The organism is Xanthobacter pseudotagetidis (assembly GCF_043194795.2).
Classification (GTDB): Bacteria; Pseudomonadota; Alphaproteobacteria; order Rhizobiales; family Xanthobacteraceae; genus Xanthobacter; species Xanthobacter tagetidis_A.
Genome location: NZ_CM195534.1, coordinates 2,596,191 through 2,615,067, shown reverse-complemented (window position 1 = coordinate 2,615,067; position 18,877 = coordinate 2,596,191). Strand labels below are relative to the sequence as shown.

At 63.0% G+C, this 18,877-nt stretch carries 13 protein-coding genes; 6 read left to right on the top strand and 7 right to left on the bottom strand.

What is annotated here, in order from left to right:
- Positions 1–119: 119 nt before the first annotated feature.
- Both cap2-3 and mblB read right to left on the bottom strand, forming a co-directional pair.
- Positions 120–2,396 (bottom strand): anti-phage 6A-MBL system cap2_3 protein, encoded by a 2,277-nt coding sequence (cap2-3, locus tag V5F67_RS11930; protein ID WP_394017644.1) that lies wholly within the window; start codon positions 2,394–2,396, stop codon positions 120–122.
- Complete coding sequence (gene mblB / locus V5F67_RS11925; RefSeq protein ID WP_245303458.1) at positions 2,383–3,570, bottom strand: anti-phage 6A-MBL system MBL-fold protein; 1,188 nt, start codon at positions 3,568–3,570, stop codon at positions 2,383–2,385. Before mblB ends, cap2-3 begins: the two co-directional genes overlap by 14 nt.
- A 342-nt stretch (positions 3,571–3,912) precedes the next feature.
- Here mblB and V5F67_RS11920 point away from each other — a divergent pair, with 342 nt between their 5' ends.
- The 3 genes from V5F67_RS11920 to V5F67_RS11910 are packed head-to-tail and all read left to right on the top strand — an operon-like array spanning position 3,913 to position 6,089.
- On the top strand, positions 3,913–4,254 hold the full coding sequence (locus tag V5F67_RS11920) for a helix-turn-helix domain-containing protein (RefSeq protein ID WP_086089410.1): 342 nt from the start codon (positions 3,913–3,915) through the stop codon (positions 4,252–4,254).
- Positions 4,244–5,536, top strand: a complete 1,293-nt coding sequence (locus tag V5F67_RS11915; protein ID WP_086089411.1) for a type II toxin-antitoxin system HipA family toxin — start codon at positions 4,244–4,246, stop codon at positions 5,534–5,536. Before V5F67_RS11920 ends, V5F67_RS11915 begins: the two co-directional genes overlap by 11 nt.
- A 34-nt stretch (positions 5,537–5,570) precedes the next feature.
- Entirely contained in the window at positions 5,571–6,089 is a 519-nt protein-coding gene (locus tag V5F67_RS11910; RefSeq protein ID WP_086089412.1) for a hypothetical protein, read from the top strand.
- Positions 6,090–6,182: 93 nt separating this feature from the next.
- On the opposite strand, the gene V5F67_RS11905 is transcribed toward V5F67_RS11910, so the two are convergent.
- The 5 genes from V5F67_RS11905 to V5F67_RS11885 form a co-directional block, all read right to left on the bottom strand.
- On the bottom strand, positions 6,183–7,007 hold the full coding sequence (locus V5F67_RS11905) for a hypothetical protein (RefSeq protein ID WP_086089413.1): 825 nt from the start codon (positions 7,005–7,007) through the stop codon (positions 6,183–6,185).
- Positions 7,004–8,077, bottom strand: a complete 1,074-nt coding sequence (locus V5F67_RS11900) for a ComEC/Rec2 family competence protein (RefSeq protein WP_394017645.1) — start codon at positions 8,075–8,077, stop codon at positions 7,004–7,006. Before V5F67_RS11900 ends, V5F67_RS11905 begins: the two co-directional genes overlap by 4 nt.
- 147 nt (positions 8,078–8,224) lie before the next feature.
- Positions 8,225–9,160, bottom strand: a complete 936-nt coding sequence (locus V5F67_RS11895) for a hypothetical protein (RefSeq protein ID WP_394017646.1) — start codon at positions 9,158–9,160, stop codon at positions 8,225–8,227.
- 8 nt (positions 9,161–9,168) lie between these two features.
- A complete protein-coding gene (locus V5F67_RS11890; RefSeq protein ID WP_086089416.1) occupies positions 9,169–10,020 on the bottom strand; it encodes a hypothetical protein in 852 nt (283 codons plus the stop codon).
- A 6-nt stretch (positions 10,021–10,026) separates the two neighbouring features.
- Positions 10,027–10,800 carry a hypothetical protein gene (locus V5F67_RS11885; RefSeq protein ID WP_086089417.1) on the bottom strand — a complete coding sequence of 258 codons (774 nt, stop codon included), beginning with the start codon at positions 10,798–10,800 and terminating at the stop codon, positions 10,027–10,029.
- A 331-nt stretch (positions 10,801–11,131) separates the two neighbouring features.
- Between V5F67_RS11885 and V5F67_RS11880 the strand changes: the two genes are divergently transcribed.
- The 3 genes from V5F67_RS11880 to V5F67_RS11870 all read left to right on the top strand — a co-directional run bounded on the left by V5F67_RS11880 (position 11,132) and on the right by V5F67_RS11870 (position 18,876).
- On the top strand, positions 11,132–12,094 hold the full coding sequence (locus tag V5F67_RS11880; protein WP_394017647.1) for an ArdC family protein: 963 nt from the start codon (positions 11,132–11,134) through the stop codon (positions 12,092–12,094).
- Positions 12,095–12,198: 104 nt separating this feature from the next.
- The gene (locus tag V5F67_RS11875) at positions 12,199–14,310 is read left to right on the top strand and encodes a ParB/RepB/Spo0J family partition protein (RefSeq protein WP_394017648.1); all 2,112 of its coding nucleotides are present in this window, start codon (positions 12,199–12,201) and stop codon (positions 14,308–14,310) included.
- A gap of 231 nt (positions 14,311–14,541) precedes the next feature.
- Positions 14,542–18,876, top strand: a complete 4,335-nt coding sequence (locus tag V5F67_RS11870) for a strawberry notch-like NTP hydrolase domain-containing protein (protein WP_394017649.1) — start codon at positions 14,542–14,544, stop codon at positions 18,874–18,876.
- Position 18,877 lies beyond the last annotated feature (1 nt).

The following is an 18,877-nucleotide window of genomic DNA, read 5'->3' as shown; positions in this document are numbered from 1 at the left end:
TGCTTGACCTGCACATGACTTGAGACGGATACCGCCACAATCAGCCGCCTGATCAGACCGATAACAATCAGATCAACGGCAGGAAAGCGTACCGGTTTAGGCTACGCAGCCGTCTCCGCTCATTTTATCGCTCCATCATGCATAAGAGCGTAGAGGCGTGTGGGAGCCTGGATCAGCAATACAGAGGGAGGTGGTCGTTCCGCCGCGAGCTGCCGAGCCGTGGCGCGGTCGAGCGCGGAAGGGCCTTGATCCGCCAGATGCGAGTGCCATGTGCCGACGTCGAAAAGCGTCCCGCCGCTGGCTCGATGCCGCACTTTGATGGCAGCTTTCAAGCCGGCGGTCCCCAGCACGAAGCGGGTCGCTGAGCGCTCGCTGTCCGGCGGGGCCTCGATCAAGTCGACCACGATGATCGTTCTCAGGCGTGCGCTGCATGTGCCGATCAGGACTCCCCCGGTCTCCACGGTAGGATAGCGCGCCACCTCTTCTGCGATCTTGGTCATGACACGTGAGGAGGCCCGAACGGTCCATCCCTGCGGACCCTCAATGGTCACGACCTCGAAGGGAGCGACGCGTTCGTGCGTCCAGGTAGTGTTGGACGATCCTTCAGCTCTTGTTCCGACAACGATGCATCCCGGATCCTCATCGGCCTGCATCAGGCCGACAAGCTCTTCAGTGAGTGCCGCCGTCATCGCGGACAGACGCATGTCGGTCATCGGCATGGTGAGCGATCCGCATCCTTGACCGATTTGAATTTCCGTCAGGCCGAATTCAGGGTCAAACAACAGCTTGCGGACCCGGTCGTCCGTCACCGTGGCGTTGAGCTCGTCGGTCAGGTCGCAAAGCGTTGGATTGCGGGCAGCACCCTCAAACAGCAGGAAACCGCCATCGCCGCGCCCGAAGAGTGCCGCTTCAGCAAACCGGGCTTTGGCCTGCTTCGATCCGATCGTTGAGAGAGCTTCACGGACGGCGAGTGATGCCGTGGTATTGACAGCATAGCGCGCGTCCTTCGGCAGAAACATTTTGCGCTGCTCGTTCTTGGGAAGGTCGGCGACCATATCGCCGTCGTGCACCGCGGGCGATTGTCCGAGCAGCCCGAGCTCACTGGCGAGCTCTTTTGCCTTTGAACCGGCGAACGATGCACGGGCCAGCGCGTGTCGCGCCATGTTGTGCGGTCGAAGCATTCCATTGTCGCTGACCGCGCTAATAGTTACGCCCGACCGCGCGAGATGCATCGCCATCTTTGAACCGACGCTGCCGCAGCCCAGCATCGACACGGGAGCAAGTTCGGGAGCGCCGGAGACGTCGCGCAACAGCGTGGGATTCGTCGCATCGATCTGCATGGCCGGCACAACGGGCTCCGCATCACCTGCCGCGAAGAGTGCGGCGCGTCCCTTCATGGCCTTGATGTCCACCAGATAAGGCAGCAACTCGATATTGGATACCGATCCCACCAGATGCTCGGGCCTCCGCGCGCAGAGGATGATTCCGATTGGAACAGGCGCCTCGAGCACATAGCCCTGCCAACAGCGGTTGAGATTTTCGAGAAAGACGTCCAACCCTCGACCGCATCCAAGTTCGTTGGCGCGCTCTTTCAGACGGGCCAGGGTGTCGACGGTCTCAGGCATGTAGGCCGCAGCGACGAACTCGTCTCCACTCGGCTTCTTATCGGGCCAGACGAGGCAACTCACCGTGTCGCCGAACCAGTATCCATCCCGCGTATTTCGCCCGAATAGCTTCTTGTCATCCCGCTTGAGTGCAGCTTGAGTCTGGCTGACGTCCAGCCACGTGGTGCCTTGCTTGTCGACGAGCGAACCGTCCCCGCCGCTACGGAAGAAGGTGGACTTGAAAACCCGATATCCACCGTTGCGATCAACGACCGCGCGGCAAGCTTCGGCATTGAGCGCGATCACGTCGTTAAGGTCACGACGTAAGGTCGGCTCCCATCCTCGTCCGTGATGGATCAGCGTGCCTTCGGCTGCGCGCTGAAGCCAGAGAATAAGCTGATGCACGAGGTTGAAGATGCCGAGCTCAACCAGGCCAAACTGGAAGAAATACTCTCGCTGGTTGCCATCGATCAGGCAGGGGCGCGGCGGCTCGGTCACCGGACCTGGCTGAACGTGGGGAAGATCCCTCGGGAAGTCCATCCGCAAGGAGAACGAGGGCGATGACCATGGGTAGCTGGGCCAGAGCCTCACGTTGACCGTCTCGACAACGCGAACGCCGTTCGGGCTCGCGCCGTCGACCTTGAACTGGAGCGGCATCTCGACGTTCAAATCGAGCTCAATACGCGAGCCGCCAGCATCGACAGATACTAGGCGGCCGCCCCGGCACTCCGGATGACGAAGCGCTGCCGCAAGAAAACGTTCGGCGTGGCCGCGAAAGTCATTTCCCGCCATGCCCGGTTCCATGCGGGCGGGCCTGCGAGGCGGTCGCGCTGATGCCGAGAGCCGGTGCGGCGAGAGCCGATGCCTTGCCGATTTTCCGCACGATGCCGTTCGACTTCACCTCGAACTCCAAGGCGACCTTCTTGTCGTTCCAGTATTCGTCGGTGCAGAAGAACCGGTCGGCATCATCGTCGAGAATGTCGACGTACTCGCGCTTCGCCCGCTCGTGCGGCGGATTGTCGTCGTCCGCCTTGATGGGCTTGCAGCTCGCCACGATGATCGCGCCTTTGCGCGTCTGCGAGAGCGCGCTTCGCGCGTCAGGATCGACCTTGACCGCTTCGCCCATCTCGCTCCAGCGATCAAAGCTCAGACTGCGCCAGGAACAATGATGCGGTGTCTCCATGATGTCGTAGGTGAACCAGTCCGCGCGCTCTGCCTTGTGCAAATTCCACAGCCGATTCCAGATCGCGACTTCGGCGTCGCCGCCGGTCAGGAAGCGGCAACGATCGCTGATGCCGCCACCGCGCAGCGAGAAGCGGATGATGACCGACGACTGATTGTGCCGCAGCGTCTCCTCGTCGTCGTCGTCAATGGGAGGAAGGGGGGCCAGCAACCGCCCCTGGAACGAGCCGTCCTCCACCCGGTTGCAGGCGTCGATCGTCTCATCGCGCTTGATGACGATGTCGAGAATATCGTCGGTCTTCCCGTCGATGTCCTCGCCCATGATCAGAATGCGATCGCCTTCCCCCGTCGAAAACCCGTTCTCGCGGAAGAGCGCGACGCGTCGCCGTGCTTCCTTTTGCCAGGCTTTGGCATCCTCGCAGAGCGACTCGCCGTTGGCGCCGGCGCGGCGGAACACGACAGGTGACGACCACATCTCGCGGATCAGGATCTTGTCGTCGTCTTCGTCCCAGGAGTCTGGTGGCCCAAGATGAAAATGATTGCGCAGGCCCGCGACGTGGTCGCTATGGGGATGGCTGACCAGGAAGGCGTCGACGTAGAGGCGGCCCTGGTTGTCCCGCTCAAGCCTACTTCGCAGATCTTCGGCGACGTCCGGCGTGTCGTCATCGTCGTCGTCCGCCTTGCCGCGGATATTGATGTCGATGAGGATGCGCTGACCGTTGTCGAGGCACATCAGAACCATGTCTCCGTTGGAAACAGGGAAAAAGGTGAGAGAGGCGGTCATGGTCGTTCCCGTACTGGATTTGTTCTATAAACGTGGTGCGTCCCAAAAATGATGGGTCGCCGGCGCTTTGGAACCTGAGATAGGAACTCATCGGAGTTCCGCAATATTTGGTTCAATGTGATTCTTTTTCCACAAGATATTGACTCTGGGAGTGTTTGGAGTCCGCACATTTCCGCGATTCGGTAGGCTTGGTCGCTGCTCGCCTATTCGAGGTGAGTGCTCTTAAGAGCACTGAATGACCTTTTTGGTGCTCTTAAGGGCATAAGATACTTGCCGTTAAGGAGTTGCCTCCTATATGCTCTTAAGAGCACGAAAACCGGGATTTGGAGCCCTTAAGAGCCCATGACTGCCAAGAACAATCTCGTCCAGGCGCCCCCCTTCGAGGTCGATCGAACCTTGAAGAAGCTAGGGGCCGATCTGCGGACCGCCCGCCTGCGCCGCAACCTGACCGTCGACGCCACCGCCGCCAAGATCGGGACCGGCCGTCGTGCCATCCTGGACGCCGAGAAAGGCAAGGTCTCGACGCAGATCGGTGTGTATGCGGGCTTGCTGTGGGCCTACGGCCTGATCGATCGCCTTGGTGATGCAGCCGATCCGCGCTTCGATGAGGAGGGTCAGCGTCTCGCCTTGATTCAGGATCGTGTCCACGCCCGTAGCCCGAAGGGATTGGACAATGACTTCTAAGGTCACGCCGACGGAATGCTTCGTCTACATCACCTTGCCCGGTCAGACCGCGCCGGTCACCGCGGCGCGGTTTGAACTCACCAAGGACAGGCGCGACATTGCGATCGGCAGACTGGTCTACGGCCGTAGCTATCTCGCCCGCGCCGACGCGGTGCCGATCGATCCGATCGAACTCAGGCTTGCCGGCCAGACCTACGAAACTGTCGGCATGAAAGGCCTGTTCGGCGCGCTGCGCGACGCGGGACCGGACTATTGGGGGCGCCGCGTGATCGAGCGACATGTCGGTGCAGCCCAGCTCAACGAGATGGACTACCTGCTGCACTCACCCGACGACCGCGCAGGCGCGCTCGGCTTCGGACTGAATCAGCAGCCTCCAGCGCCCAAGCGCGATTTCAACAAGACGCTGAGCCTCGCTCGGCTGCAGAAGATCGCCGATGCCATCATCGATGAAGAAGATCGCCCAGACGATGCCGAAGCCGCTCAGGTCGAGGAGTTGCTGCTGGTCGGCACGTCGATGGGCGGCGCGCGGCCGAAGGCCGTCGTCGAGGACACCGACGGCCTATGGATCGCCAAGTTCAACAGGAAGGACGACAAATGGAACAGCGCGCGCGCTGAGCATGCGATGCTCGTGCTCGCACGGGCGTGCGGTGTCACAACGGCGGAGAGCAAGGTGATCGTCGTCGGCGGCCGTGACGTCCTCATGGTCAAGCGATTTGATCGCGAGCGGGCAGAAGGCGGCTATCTCCGCGCCCGCATGCTCAGCGGCCTGACACTCCTGCGCGCCGAAGAGGGGCACGACACACGCGACCGGTGGTCCTACGTTCTGCTGGTTGAAGAGCTGCGGCGAATTTCGGCCAACCCGCGTGCCGATGCTGCCGAATTGTTCCGCAGGATGTGCTTCAACGCATTGATCTCCAACACCGATGATCACCCGCGCAATCATGCGGTTATGGCGATGACGCCGGATTGGAAGCTCTCGCCTGCCTACGATCTCACGCCCACGCCGTTGATCAGCGAGGAGCGACGCGACCTCGCCATGGTCTGCGGCGACGCTGGCCGCTATGCCAACGCCGAAAATATCGTCTCGCAAAGCATGCGCTTCCTGCTTGAAAAAGACGAAGCCGAAAAAATCGTGTTGGAGATGGAAGAGCAGGTTCGAAACAAGTGGTACGAGGTCGCGCGGCGAGAGGGACTCTCGGAAGCGGACTGCAACACGATCAGCCGATCGTTTGTTTATCCTGGCTTTCGCCTCCCGATGTCGCCAGCCGCACCACCGGCCTGACCCTTCAATTCCGACTGCCTGACGGAGAACCAAGATGGCGCGCCATCCGCAACGCGATCTTTATGAATCGACGCTCGTCGAGATCGGCCGGATCACCACCACCTGGGCGAAGTTCGAGCACTGGGTCGATGTTGCAATCTGGTACTTGGCCGACGTCGAGGACCGGCGCGGCGCCTGTATCACGACGCAGCTCGGATCGATTCATGCGAAATTCCGCGCGCTCGAAGCGCTGATGGTCGAGGCCGGCCGGCCGGAGCCGATCCTCAAGATCATCCGCGGGATCGCCGGCGAAGCGGCCGAGGTGGTGAAGACGCGAAACAAGTTCGCCCATGGCCCGCTCGACATGGATGTGAACAAGGAGACCCGAGAGTTCGAAGTCTACCTCAAGCACATCAGCGTCAGGGGCAAAGGGGTGCTGACGTTGGAAAGTGAGGTGCTGACCAAGTCAGAGCTTGAGAGCGCGCAAGCGAAAGTGGCCGGCGTCTATCAGAAGCTGATCAAGCATTGGCACGAGATCATCGATATTCCGAGCGCCGAGGAACTTGCGCAGTAAGCGCCCGACACAGCGTCGAGCGTGCGACCGCGCTTTGCAAGAGAGCGCAAGGCAGCGACATACACATAGACCGCCGCTGATCTCTTGATGTGTTCAGGGTGACGGCTGTTGCGGTGCCTTCGAGCGAGATGCTGCCGCCTTCTTTGCTGGCTTTGTTGCGGCTTTTTTCGGCGTGATGAGCGTTTCGCAAGACAAGATCAGCTCTCGCGCATAAGTCCGCGCTGCGGCAATCACGCTCTTCCGGTTCACGGCCAGAAGAAAATACAGGGCATGGGCGGCAGCCACGATCAGGACGACAAGAACGCGTTTCGCGTCAGCGCTCCCGATGTCGAGCGTCCCGTGATAGACGAGCACAGCCGCACAAATAGCAACGACGATTCCGTTCAATGCGAGCGCCGTCCACTTCGCGCCCAGCAAATTCCGGCGGAAGCCATACGCGCAGTTCTCGTTGAACAAGATCGGGAATTTCTTGGCATCCCGGGTGTGCGTGCGAAGCCACGTCCCGGCAAGTTCATAAAATGCATTCGCTGCGGCGGGGTTCTGTTGCTCGTCGTTCGCGCTCGGCTCCGGCTTCTCGATCTTGGCCGCAAGAAAGGCGCGGTATCGATCCTTTGAGGCCTGGTCGATCGTGTTGTCAGAGCGATGCATCATCGTGACCGACGGCTTGCCGCCGATCTCGCTGTACAGGCCCGGCTCGAGCGCCTGTCCCTGTTTCCGTGCCCAGTCGGACAACGCATACAGTAGCGCCAGCATCGCCACCGTGGTCACCGCCACGTAGAGGTCCAGCTCCTTCCACGGCACGAGCAAGAACAGGGCGGCCAGAGCCGGTGCGACCGCGAGGATGGCGGGGATGAACCGAGCCCTCACGGTGTAGGCATCGAAGAAACGAAGCATCGAAGACCCCATTTGCTCGATCATGCCGCAACACCCGGCGCCGCCTTGTCTTCGACCTCGGCCTGGAACGGAACGGGCGTGCTCGACGGCCAACCACGGCTGCTGCCGGAATGGTGCATGATCGTGCTGCCCCGCGTCACATACACGGGATAGCCGCGGCGCAAGAAGGCGTTGCTGATCTGGCCGCGCGGATATTCGGGCTGGCCATCGCCGACCGAGCAGATCGCGCTTCCGCAGGTGACGCCACTGGCGACCTTTCCTCCCAGCCAGCGGTCGAGCACATTCGGCGTGACGTTTCGCCGGCTGCCATGATGAGGCACCTGAACCATGTTGGGGATCTTCAGCTTGCCCAGCAGCGCTGCGTAGTCGGCGGCTTCGTTGAGGCCTTCCGGTCCGACGTCGGCTGTCAGCAAGATGCGCTGCCCGTCGAGTTCGCCCAGTTGCACGACGCTGGTCTCGTTCGACGCCGATGTCGGGTCGGGGGAGTTTGAAAGCGTTTCGATGTCCCATGTCTCCAGCAACTTGTTCCGTGCCTTGCGCAGCGCTTCGAGGAGGAAGTTGCCGGCCGAATCCGCGGTGGTCATGCGCTGCGGCGTCTTCTCAAGATCCGGGACCAACCGCACATAGCGGGCGCGCGACGGCGCAAGCACCGTGAAGTTGCCAATCGTGGCGCCCTGGAACACTTCGTGCACGATGGTGCCTTGTTTGGCCGCAAGATCTTCGAGCTCCACAAGATAGGGATGCAGCTCGCGCATCTTGTTGATCAGACCCTGAAGCGTATAGCGCCCGTGGAAGTGCTGAAGCGTCTCCGCGGCGTACAGCCACGGCCGGTTCATCCAGAGATTCTGAACCTTCATCTTCTTCATCACCTCGACCAGACCGGTCGCGTGATCATCGTCGGCGTGCGAAAGCACCATGTGGTTGATGAAGTAGGAGCTGCCGTAATGTGTCTGAATGTGCGCGACGATCTTGTCGCCAACGTCCTTGTAGGCGCCGTCCACCACATGAACGAGGACGCCGCCCGGCACGCTGTACTGGACGCAAATGGCGTCGCCGTTGCTGTTGCCGACCGGCAGGAAATCAATTTCGAACATGAACTCCCCCGCTTGGGCGCAATTGCCCTAGTTTGTTCATGTAGTGTTCTGACTCCGGCGCCGCAAGGCAATGGTTCACAAGTTCTTAAGGCTGCACGAACGTTCAGAATTATCAATTAGATTCAATGGTTTGCCTGGAAGGCGGTATTAAATCGACCGAACTTCGTCGCCGGATCGGGGACTCGAACCCTGTACAGGCCGAGCCGGAACCTCGGTCTGGAGCTGCCGGGTCTGTTTCGTCGCCTGCAGACAGCGAATCCACGCCGCCAAGAGCTTATCCTCCCCAACCGCGGAGACGACCTCCCGGTTTTGCGGATGGCGCGCCGAGTCGAAGTGGCGCAGCAGGGCCTGCTCCATGCGAAAGGCATCGAACGCCGTCTCCCATATCTCGTGATAGACCGTGCGGTATCGCAACCCGCCGGCCGCAGGCATGGCCGCCTGATTGAATTGCCGCTCGCGCTGCTTCCAGTCAAAGGCCCAGCCGATCTTGAATGCGGACGTCGTCGCACCTTCTAGCCTCATGGCATAAGTAAAGGCCGGTGCGCGCCGGAGGTGCATGATGCCGGTGCGTGTCGTTGATGGGGGAGGCGCGGCTCTCCGCCGGGCGGCGTCAAGCCCTTCCACGCGGACTCTCGCGCGCAGCGGGCTGAGCAGCGGCACAGACTCGCGCGGTAAATTAAGGATCGCGTCCGCTTCGTTCGGCAGCAGCGGGACAATGCCTTGCGCGGAATCCATATGAAATTGCCGTGCGGAGATGTCGCCTAGCGCGGTTCGGGGTTCGGTGAAACGCCAGGCGGCGCGGAGTTCAAGGCCGAAGGGCCAACGATAGTTGCCGTGTTCGTCGCGATCGACCTCGCGCACCGCGTCGAGGTCGAAATAATCGAGCGAACTGACGACCACCGTCGACGGCTCCATCAGGCCGAGGATCATGCCGCGTTCCTGTTCGGGCGTATTGGCGCCGAATGTGCCGACAATGGCCACAAGATCGCCAGGTTGGAGCAAGCCACGAGCGCGGTCCCGAAATCCGCTCAGACTGAATTGCAACGGACCGCAGGGCACGCTGAAACCCCAGGTCTTGGTCATGTACATTGTCATGAGGAGCGCCCGCTCAGGCGTTCGTGTTCTCCGATAAGAAAGGTGATGTAGCTGCGGATCAGGTTGCAGTAGAGGCGGGCTTCGTTGATGTGAAGCGCGAGCCCATCGCGCAGATCGACGCCGTGGCGAACGCCGCCACCGGTCGGCGAGGACAGATAGCCATGCAGCGTCATCATCCATTGCAGGATCTGATCCTGATGGCCGCCACGACCACGTGATTTCAGTTCGCCTATGATCTTGTTGAAATACCGGCCCTGGATGGAGCCGTCGAAAATCTCGTCGCTTCGGAAAGCGGTCGAGACCGTCTCGAGAAGCCATAGAACTTCTTGCACCGCCTGCCGGCCGTTGCCTTCGGCGAGAGCTCTCTCCGTCGCTTGAAGGGCCGTGTCGATCAGGGCGCGAGCTTGAGCATCGAGGGAAGGGGCCTGCTCAGGAACCGTGATCGGAATGTGAGTCCGCGTTGCGATGAGATTCGGAAGATCGATCTGATAGCCGGCCCCATGCTCGGTCAGGATGCGGTTGATGCGCGTTGCGTCGGGCAGCGCCATTTCGGGATTGCGCTGCTGCAACTGCTCACATCCGGAGTAAAAGGCGTCGATAAACAAGGGTGCGTTAGCAGCGGCCTCGTCCATCGCCCGATCGAGATCGCTGGCGGCCCAACTCGCGTCGCTGCTCGAATGATAGGGGATGCCGGCTGCGGCGGCGAAAGCCGATTTGAAGTGTTCGAGGATAGCCTTTCGCGACCCTTGACCGCTGATGCGGTTGATCAGATTGAGAAAATCGCTGACGACGCCGGGCTCGATCGGACCGGGACTGTCAAACCGCCATTGGTTGTTGAATCTCAGCATCGGTGGTCAGCCTTGGTTGTTCAGCGGCTCGGGATCGTCAGATTCCACGAGGCCCTCCGCGATCATGAGCTTCACGGCGTGATTGAGCGCTGCGCGCTCGCGGTCGGTGAAGGCATGATTGGGATGGCGCTCGTCGTAGTCGAGGCTCAATTCCTCGATCAAATGGATCATCAGGGTGATGTGCAGCGCAAAGGATCGACGGGCCAGGCCTGTATCGGTCTCGGGAAAGTAACGGGTCATGGCCGTGGGCCCAGGAAGATCTTCCATAGGACCATCCCAGGCAGTCACGCTTTCAACGACGTCGTGCTTCGACACATGCGCCGCAGCGGTGAGATCGCCATAGAGCCGGCGCAGGGATTTCTCGAGCGCCGTCACATTGGGGGAGCCATTCGGTTTGCGCCGACCTTCGCGGACCGCCTTTAGCTGCGCCAGGATTTCCATCTCCTGTCGCAGCAGCGCGTGCGCTTGCAGATAGCGCGCTTCTTCAATGGCGCTCTCGCAGGCGTTCAGCCCAATGACAAATCCAGCGAAGAGTGCGTTGCGCTCTTCCGACGTGGCAGTGATCGGTGTCACCACGCCATTGGTGCGCAGCAATCCGGCGCCCAGCACGCCGGCGACGAGAAGGTGGGCGTCGATGAGGCGTCCATAAGCCTGCTTGGCCTTCACTCTGGCCTGATCGCCAAACATCTTCTGAACACCGTAAAGCATCGCCGCCGGATGAATCAGCGCCTGCTTATGCTCTTCAATTGACTCATTATCGTCGCCAGACGCCGCCGCCATGTTTCCCGCCCGTGGTCACTGTCCTGGTCGAACCGACAATAGATGCTTTTGGGGGCATTCGGCGGAAAGTGGCAGTCAAAGGCGCTATCCGAGATGGATCGGGCGTCTCCCTGCGGGACCGCGCCGTCGGCTGTCGCTGAAGCCCCGGCTATGCCGGGTCTTCACCCTCCGGGCTTCCGTCCCTGACGCGGCGCTTGCGGATTCGTTCGGTGAAACCGACGCCCGCGTGCGCTGCTGGTGCGCAGGAGGAGAGTGAGAGTGCCGGCCGGGTGGGCCGTGACGGGTTGGAAGCCGCGGGAGAGGCTCGCGGCGCCCGTCGCGGAGACCCGCGATGTCGAGAAATGCTTATCGTGCGCGCGCCGGCGAGGACCGGGCGAGCCTCTATGACGAAATCACCGACAAGATCATCGCCGAATTGGAGGCCGGTCGCGTACCCTGGGTCCAGCCTTGGGGTACGGCTGCCGCAAAGGCGCCCCTCGCAATGCCGCAAAACGCTTCCACTCGGCGGCAATACAGCGGCGTGAACGTCCTGATCCTCTGGGGGTCTGTGATCGAGCACGGCTTCACCGGCCAGAGCTGGCTCACGTTCCGCCAGGCACTCTCGCTCGGCGGCCATGTCCGCAAGGGTGAGCGCGGCACGACTGTCGTCTATGCCGACCGCTTCATTCCCAATGATGAGAAGAAGCGCGCGGCAGAATCCGGGGAAGAACCGCAGGCGATTCCGTTCCTAAAGCGCTTTACGGTGTTTAACACCGACCAGTGTGATGCGCTGCCGGACGAGATCGTAACCATCGCGCCGCCGCCACCTCCCGGTGTGATCGAGCCGGAGGTAGAAGCGCTCATCAAGTCGACCGGCATCGACTTTCGTATCGGAGGCAACCGCGCCTTCTACATTCCATCGGAGGACTACGTGCAGGTGCCGCCGCCTGCCGCGTATTTCGAACCCATCAACTGGCACCGCACAGCCCTGCATGAATTGGGCCACGCCAGCGGCCATCGCTCACGCCTCAACCGCGACCTGTCCGGCGCGCACGGCTCGAAGAAATACGCCTTCGAAGAACTGATCGCTGAGCTGTGCGCGGCGTTCTCCTGCGCGTCGCTCGGCATCGTGCCGACCGTGCGCCATGCCGACTATATCGGCTCGTGGCTCGACGTGTTGCGCGAGGACAATCGCGCGATCGTCCGCGCCGCGTCGCAGGCAAGCAAAGCGGCTGATTGGCTGCTCGGCTTCCGTTCAGAGCCGCTTGCCAGCGCCTTCGCTGAGATCGCCGTCGGAGATCAGGAGGCCGCGTGACAGGCGTGGGTTGGGTCGCCAGAGAGGGAGAGGGGAGCGGGTTTTCCCGCGACGGGTTGGAGGTCGAGAGAGAGGCTTTCGGCCGCCCGTCGTGGAGAACTCACATGGCAAAGGCCGTGCAGAAGATCACTCTGTCGCGCTCGCGTGACATCCCATTCAACAAGCTGGTACTCAGCCAGTCGAACGTACGCCGCGTCAAGGCCGGCGTGTCGGTCGAGCAACTGGCCGAGAGTATCGCGCAGCGCACTTTGCTGCAGAGCCTCAACGTCCGCGCCGTCCTTGATGGTGAGGGCAACGAGACCGGCATGTTCGAGGTGCCGGCCGGCGGTCGCCGCTACCGCGCCCTCGAACTGCTGGTGAAGCAGAAGCGTTTGGCGAAGACGCAGCTCGTTCCCTGCGTCGTCCGCGAAGGGGGTATCGCCGAGGACGACTCGATCGCCGAGAACGATGAGCGCGTCGGCCTGCATCCGCTCGACCAGTTTCGCGCCTTCCAGACCCTGCGCACTCTCGGCATGAGCGAGGAAGACATCGCCGCGCGGCATTTCGTGACCGCGGCGATCGTCAAGCAGCGCCTGCGCCTGGCATCCGTGTCGCCGAAACTGCACGAGGTCTATGCAGAGGACGGCATGACGCTCGAACAACTCATGGCCTTTTCCGTGACCGGCGATCACGCGCGACAGGAGCTGGTCTGGGAAAACGTCAGCAAATCTGGCTATGACGAGCCGTACCAGATCCGGCGCATGCTCACCGAGGATACGGTGCGTGCGTCGGACAAGCGGGCGCAGTTCGTCGGCGTCGCGGCATATGAAGCCGCCGGCGGAGGTGTTTTGCGCGACCTGTTCGAGCGCGACGATGGCGGCTGGTGGCAGGACGTGCCGCTGCTCGAGCGTCTCGTCACCGAAAAGCTGAAGGCGGATGCGGAGACCATTGCCGCCGAGGGTTGGAAATGGATCGAGGTCGCAATCAGCTTTCCCTATGGCCATGACAACGGTTTCCGTCAGCTCGAGGGAACGCCTGCAGACATCACGGCCGAGGAGCAGGCGATGGTGGAAGCGCTGCAAGCCGAGCACGCGAAGCTCGAGGCCGAGTATCAGGACGCCGACGAGATTCCCGACGAGGTCGACGCCCGCCTCGGCGAGATCGAGAAGGCGCTGTCCGCCTTCGACAATCGGCCGCATATCTTCGATGCGGCCGACATCACCCGCGCCGGGGTTTTCGTTAGCATCGACAGCGATGGCAGCCTGCTGATCGATCGCGGTTTCGTGCGTCCGGACGACGAAGCGCCGGTTGAGGGCGCAGACGCAAATGCCGACCCTTCTGACACGGACGCTGTCGATCCCGACGCGTCATCCGTACGGCGGACCGTCATCACGGTTAGCGGCCAGCCTGAGGCCGAGGACGAAGAAGACGACGGCATCAAGCCGTTGCCTGAGCGCCTCGTGATGGAGTTGACGGCCCATCGCTCGCTCGCGCTGCGTGACGCCGTAGCGACCAATCCCCAGGTCGCGATGACGGCGCTGCTACACAAGCTCTGCCTCGATACCTTCCAGCGTGAGATGCCGAACGGCTGTCTGCAGGTAACAGTTCGGCAGGTCCACTTCTCTGCGCAGGCATCCGACCTGAAGGACTCCCCGCCGGCGAAAGCCATCGACGAAAGGAATAAGGCCTGGGCGGCGGAGATGCCGAACGACGAAGTTGCACTGTGGGATTGGCTCGCCGCGCTCGACGACGCCAGCCGTTCGGCGCTGCTGGCGCATTGCGTGTCGTTCGGCGTGAATGCCTTGTTCGAGAAGATTGATCGATACGGCGGCACCGGCGTGTCGGCGCACGGCCTGCGCCATCGGATCGATCAGGCCGATCGCCTGGCACGTGCCGTCAATCTCGACATGGCGGAAGCAGGCTGGCGCCCGACAGTCGACAACTATCTTGGTCGCGTCACCAAGAGCCGCATCCTCGAAGCCGTGCGCGAGGCAAAGGGTGAGGCGTCGGTGCAACTCATCGACCATCTCAAGAAGAACGAGATGGCGAAGGAGGCAGAGCGGCTGCTCGATGGCATGGGCTGGCTTCCCGAGCCGTTGCGCCTTGCCGAGGTGGCTGCGGCATCAGGCGAACCCAACACCACAGGCGAACCGCTTCCCGAATTCCTCGCCGATGACGAGGACGAGGCGGGTGAAACCGGCGAGGACGAACAGCCCCACGCCGTTGCGGCTGAATGACTCCACGAGCGGGGCGGCTCCGGCCGTCCCGCTTCCTTTCAACAGCGACATTTGTTCGTCAGACCGGCCTGCGCGAACCGATGCCCACGATCAACTCGCTGTTTCTTGGAGTTGGCCCGTTCATGCGTTGGCGCAGGAGAGGGAGAGGCGGGCCGGGACGGATTTGAGCCGCCGTGGATCGAGAGAGCGTCCGGGCGGCTGATCCGTCCCCGCTCTCGCGAGGCTCCCTCCATGTCCCGCCGTTCAGTGTCCACGGCCGTCCCCGCGGCCAGCCCTGTCCCTGCCGCCGATCCGGCGTCCGCAGTCTTCGTCGCCGCGCGCCTTCTCCTTCCCCACCTCGAACACGGCCGCCGCATCGACGCGCCGATGTTGAGGACCGCGCTGGAAACCGCATTCGGCGCTTCCGACGCCGATGGCGCATGGGATTGGAAGACGGCTTACGACGCCTGCGAGGCGGCGAGCGTCCTGTTCGTGCGCAGGTTCGGGCCCGCGATGCGGGCGAGGTCCGGCTCGGACGCGGCTATGCTGCCGATGCTTGCCAAGCTCGCAAGACTTCTTCCTACCCACACGCGCCGCTCCGAAGAGAGCGAGGCATTTCAGCAGTTCTCGACACCGATCGCCTTGGGCTTCGCCGCCAGCGTCGCTGCCGCGATCACGCCAGCCGACATTGTGCTGGAGCCGTCGGCCGGCACCGGCCTGCTTGCCATCTTGGCCGAGCTGTCGGGCGCAGCGCTCGTTCTCAACGAGCTCGCAGATACCCGCGCTGGCATTCTCGAGCGGTTGTTCGCCGGCGTCTCCACGACGCGCTTCGACGCTGCGCAGATCGACGATCACCTCGATGCCGGGATCGTGCCGAGCGTCGTGCTGATGAATCCGCCGTTCTCGGCGGTCGCGCATGTCGATCGGCGCATGGCCGATGCGGCCTTGCGGCACATCGCATCCGCGCTTGCGCGACTGCCCGAAGGCGGACGCCTGGTCGCGATCACCGGCGCGAGCTTCGCGTCCGACAACCCCGCGTGGACCGACGCCTTCGTGCACCTGCAGGAGCGCGGCCGCGTCGTGTTCTCCGCCGCCATCGACGGTGCCGTCTATGCGAAGCACGGCACCACAATCGACACGCGCCTGACCGTGATCGACCGTCTGCCGGCTGACGATACGACGGTGTTTCCGCCGTATCGCGATGTCGCGCCCGACGTGACGACGCTGCTCGGCTGGGTCACGGAGCGCGTCCCGCCGCGACTACCGATCGCGGGCAACGTCATCGCTCCGACGGTTCAGCGCGCGGCCATTCCGCGGACCGTTCGCGCGTATGTCTCACGGCCGTCCGCGTCCACGACATCGACGGCCGATCCGGAGGCCGTCGAACTCGCTTATGAGCAGGTCGCGTGGGCACCCACGGAAAGCCGTAAACTCACGGATGCGATTTACGAAGAATACGGATTGCAGTCGATCCGTATTCCCGGATCGACGGCGCATCCGACGAAGCTCGTGCAGTCGGCCGCGATGGCGTCGGTCGCGCCGCCGATTCCGACCTATCGGCCGCATCTGCCGGCGAACCTCGTCCAAGGCGGGTTGCTCTCGGATGCCCAGCTCGAATCCGTCGTCTATGCCGGCGAGGCCCATTCCGACTTCCTCGCCGGGTCCTGGAGCGTCGACGAGACCTTCGATCTCGTCACGGCCGCATCGGATGATGCCGAAGATGCGGTGCGCTTCCGGCGCGGCTGGTTCCTGGGCGACGGCACCGGCGCCGGCAAGGGCCGCCAGGTCGCGGGCGTTCTCATCGACAACTGGCTGAAGGGCCGACGCCGCGCGGTTTGGATCAGCAAGTCTGACAAGCTGATTGAGGATGCCCAGCGCGACTGGTCGGCGCTCGGCATGGAGCGGCTGCTGGTAACACCGCTGTCGCGCTTCCGGCAGGGCACATCGATCCGGCTCGCCGAAGGCATCCTGTTCACGACCTATGCGACGCTGCGGTCCGATGCGCGCGACGAAAAGGCTTCGCGCGTCCGCCAGATCGTCGACTGGCTCGGCGCGGACTTCGACGGCCTGATTGTGTTTGATGAATCACACGCGATGCAGAACGCCGCCGGCGGTAGGGGCGAGCGCGGCGATGTCGCAGCCTCGCAGCAGGGCCGGGCCGGACTGCGGCTGCAACATGCCTTGCCGAACGCGCGCGTTCTCTACGTCTCGGCGACGGGCGCGACCACGGTCCATAATCTCGCCTATGCGCAGCGCCTCGGCCTCTGGGGCGGAGAAGACTTCCCGTTCGCGACGCGCGCGGAGTTCGTCGAGGCGATCGAGGCGGGCGGCGTCGCCGCGATGGAAGTGCTGGCCCGCGATCTCAAGGCGCTCGGCCTCTATGCGGCGCGGTCGCTTTCCTACGAGGGCGTCGAGTACGAACTGGTCGAGCACCGTCTGAGCGATGAGCAGATCCGCATCTACGATGAATATGCGGGTGCCTTCTCGATCATTCATAACAACCTCGATGCCGCGATGCGCGCGGCGAACGTCACCGGCGAGACCGGCACGCTGAACGCGCAGGCCAAGTCCGCCGCGCGCTCCGCTTTCGAGAGCGCCAAGCAGCGCTTCTTCAACCATCTCATCACGGCGATGAAGACGCCGACGCTGATCGCGTCCGTCGAGCGTGACCTGAAGGCGGGTCATGCCGCGGTGATCCAGATCGTCTCGACCGGCGAGGCGCTGATGGAACGCCGGCTTGCCGAAATCCCGACCGAGGAATGGGGCGACGTGCAGGTCGACATCACCCCGCGGGAATACGTGCTCGATTATCTGGCGCACAGTTTCCCGACCCAGCTCTACGAGCCGTTCACGGACAGCGAAGGAAACTTGTCGTCACGGCCAGTCTATCGCGACGGCCAGCCGGTGCAGAGCCGGGACGCAGTCGCACGCCGGGATCGCTTGATCGAGAAGCTCGCGTCATTGTCCCCCGTGCATGGCGCGCTCGACCAGATCGTGCAGCGCTTCGGCACGGACATGGTGGCGGAGGTCACGGGCCGCTCGCGCCGCATTATCCGCAAGACTGGATCGGACCGGATCGACCGCCTCGTCGTCGAGAACCGTGCCGGCTCCGCGAACCTCGCCGAGACGCAGGCGTTCATGGATGACGTCAAGCGTATTCTGGCGTTCTCGGAAGCTGGCGGCACGGGACGCAGCTATCACGCCGAACTGTCGGTCCGGAACCGGCGGCTGCGCATACATTATCTCTTGGAGGCCGGGTGGAAGGCCGACGCGGCGATTCAGGGGCTGGGCCGTACCAATCGCACCAATCAGGCGCAGCCGCCGCTGTTCCGGCCGATCGCCACCAACGTGAAGGCGGAAAAGCGCTTCCTCTCGACCATCGCGCGGCGCCTCGACACGCTCGGGGCCATCACCAAGGGGCAGCGCCAGACCGGCGGGCAGGGCCTGTTCCGCCCCGAGGACAACCTCGAGAGTCACTATGCGCGCGACGCCTTGCGTCAGCTCTATCTCCTTCTGGTCATGGGCAAGGTCGAAAGCTGCTCGCTTCAGACCTTTGAGGATGCCACGGGACTGAAGCTGACCGACGCGAACGGCATCAAGGACGAACTCCCGCCGATCACGACGTTCCTCAACCGTCTGCTGGCGCTGACTATCGACCTGCAAAACATCCTGTTCGTCGCCTTCGAGCAGTTGCTGACCGCACGGGTCGAGGGCGCGATCGCGTCCGGCACCTATGATGTTGGCCTGGAGACGCTGACGGCCGAGAGCTTCAGCGTCACGGATCGGCAGACCATCTATACGCATCCCAACACCGAGGCCGAAACGCGATTGCTGACGATCACGCAACGCCAGCGCAACCGGCCGGTTACGCTCGACGAGGCGTTGGAGCATCTCTCCGATCCGCGCGCCTTGCTGCTGGTCAACACGCAATCCGGCCGCGCCGCCGTGCAGGCGCCGGCGCGCAGCGTCATGCTCGATGACGGCCAGGTCGAACGTCGCGTGCGCCTGATCCGGCCCATGGAGCACCCGGTCATCGCGCTTGCGACCATGCCACAGACCCATTGGCGTGAGGCGGATCGTGAGAGCTTCGCGCGCGTCTGGTCGGCCGAACTGGCCGACGTGCCGGCGTTCACCGACAGCGAGATTCACATTGTCGCCGGTCTCCTGCTGCCGATCTGGAAGCGGCTGCCGAATGAATCGACACGCGTCTATCGGCTCCAGACCGATGATGGAGAACGCATCATCGGCCGCAAGGTGTCACCGGCCTGGGTTGCCAGTGCGACCGCGATCGGCGCCTCGACGCTGACGCCCGATGCAGCGCATTCGGCTCTGCTCGACGGCAAGACCATCCTCGATCTCGCTGAAGGCCTTCAGCTTCGCCGTGTCCGCGTCATGGGCGCGAACCGCATCGAACTGACCGGGTTCGCCGGTGCCATGCGCGAGCGGCTCACGGCCTACGGCCTGTTCCACGAGATCATCTCGTGGAAGCTGCGCATGTTCGTGCCGACCGATGCCGCCGGCGTGGATGTCCTGCGCAAAGTGCTCGACCGATATCCGGTTGCGCGCGTTGCCGAGCGCGTGGCCTGAT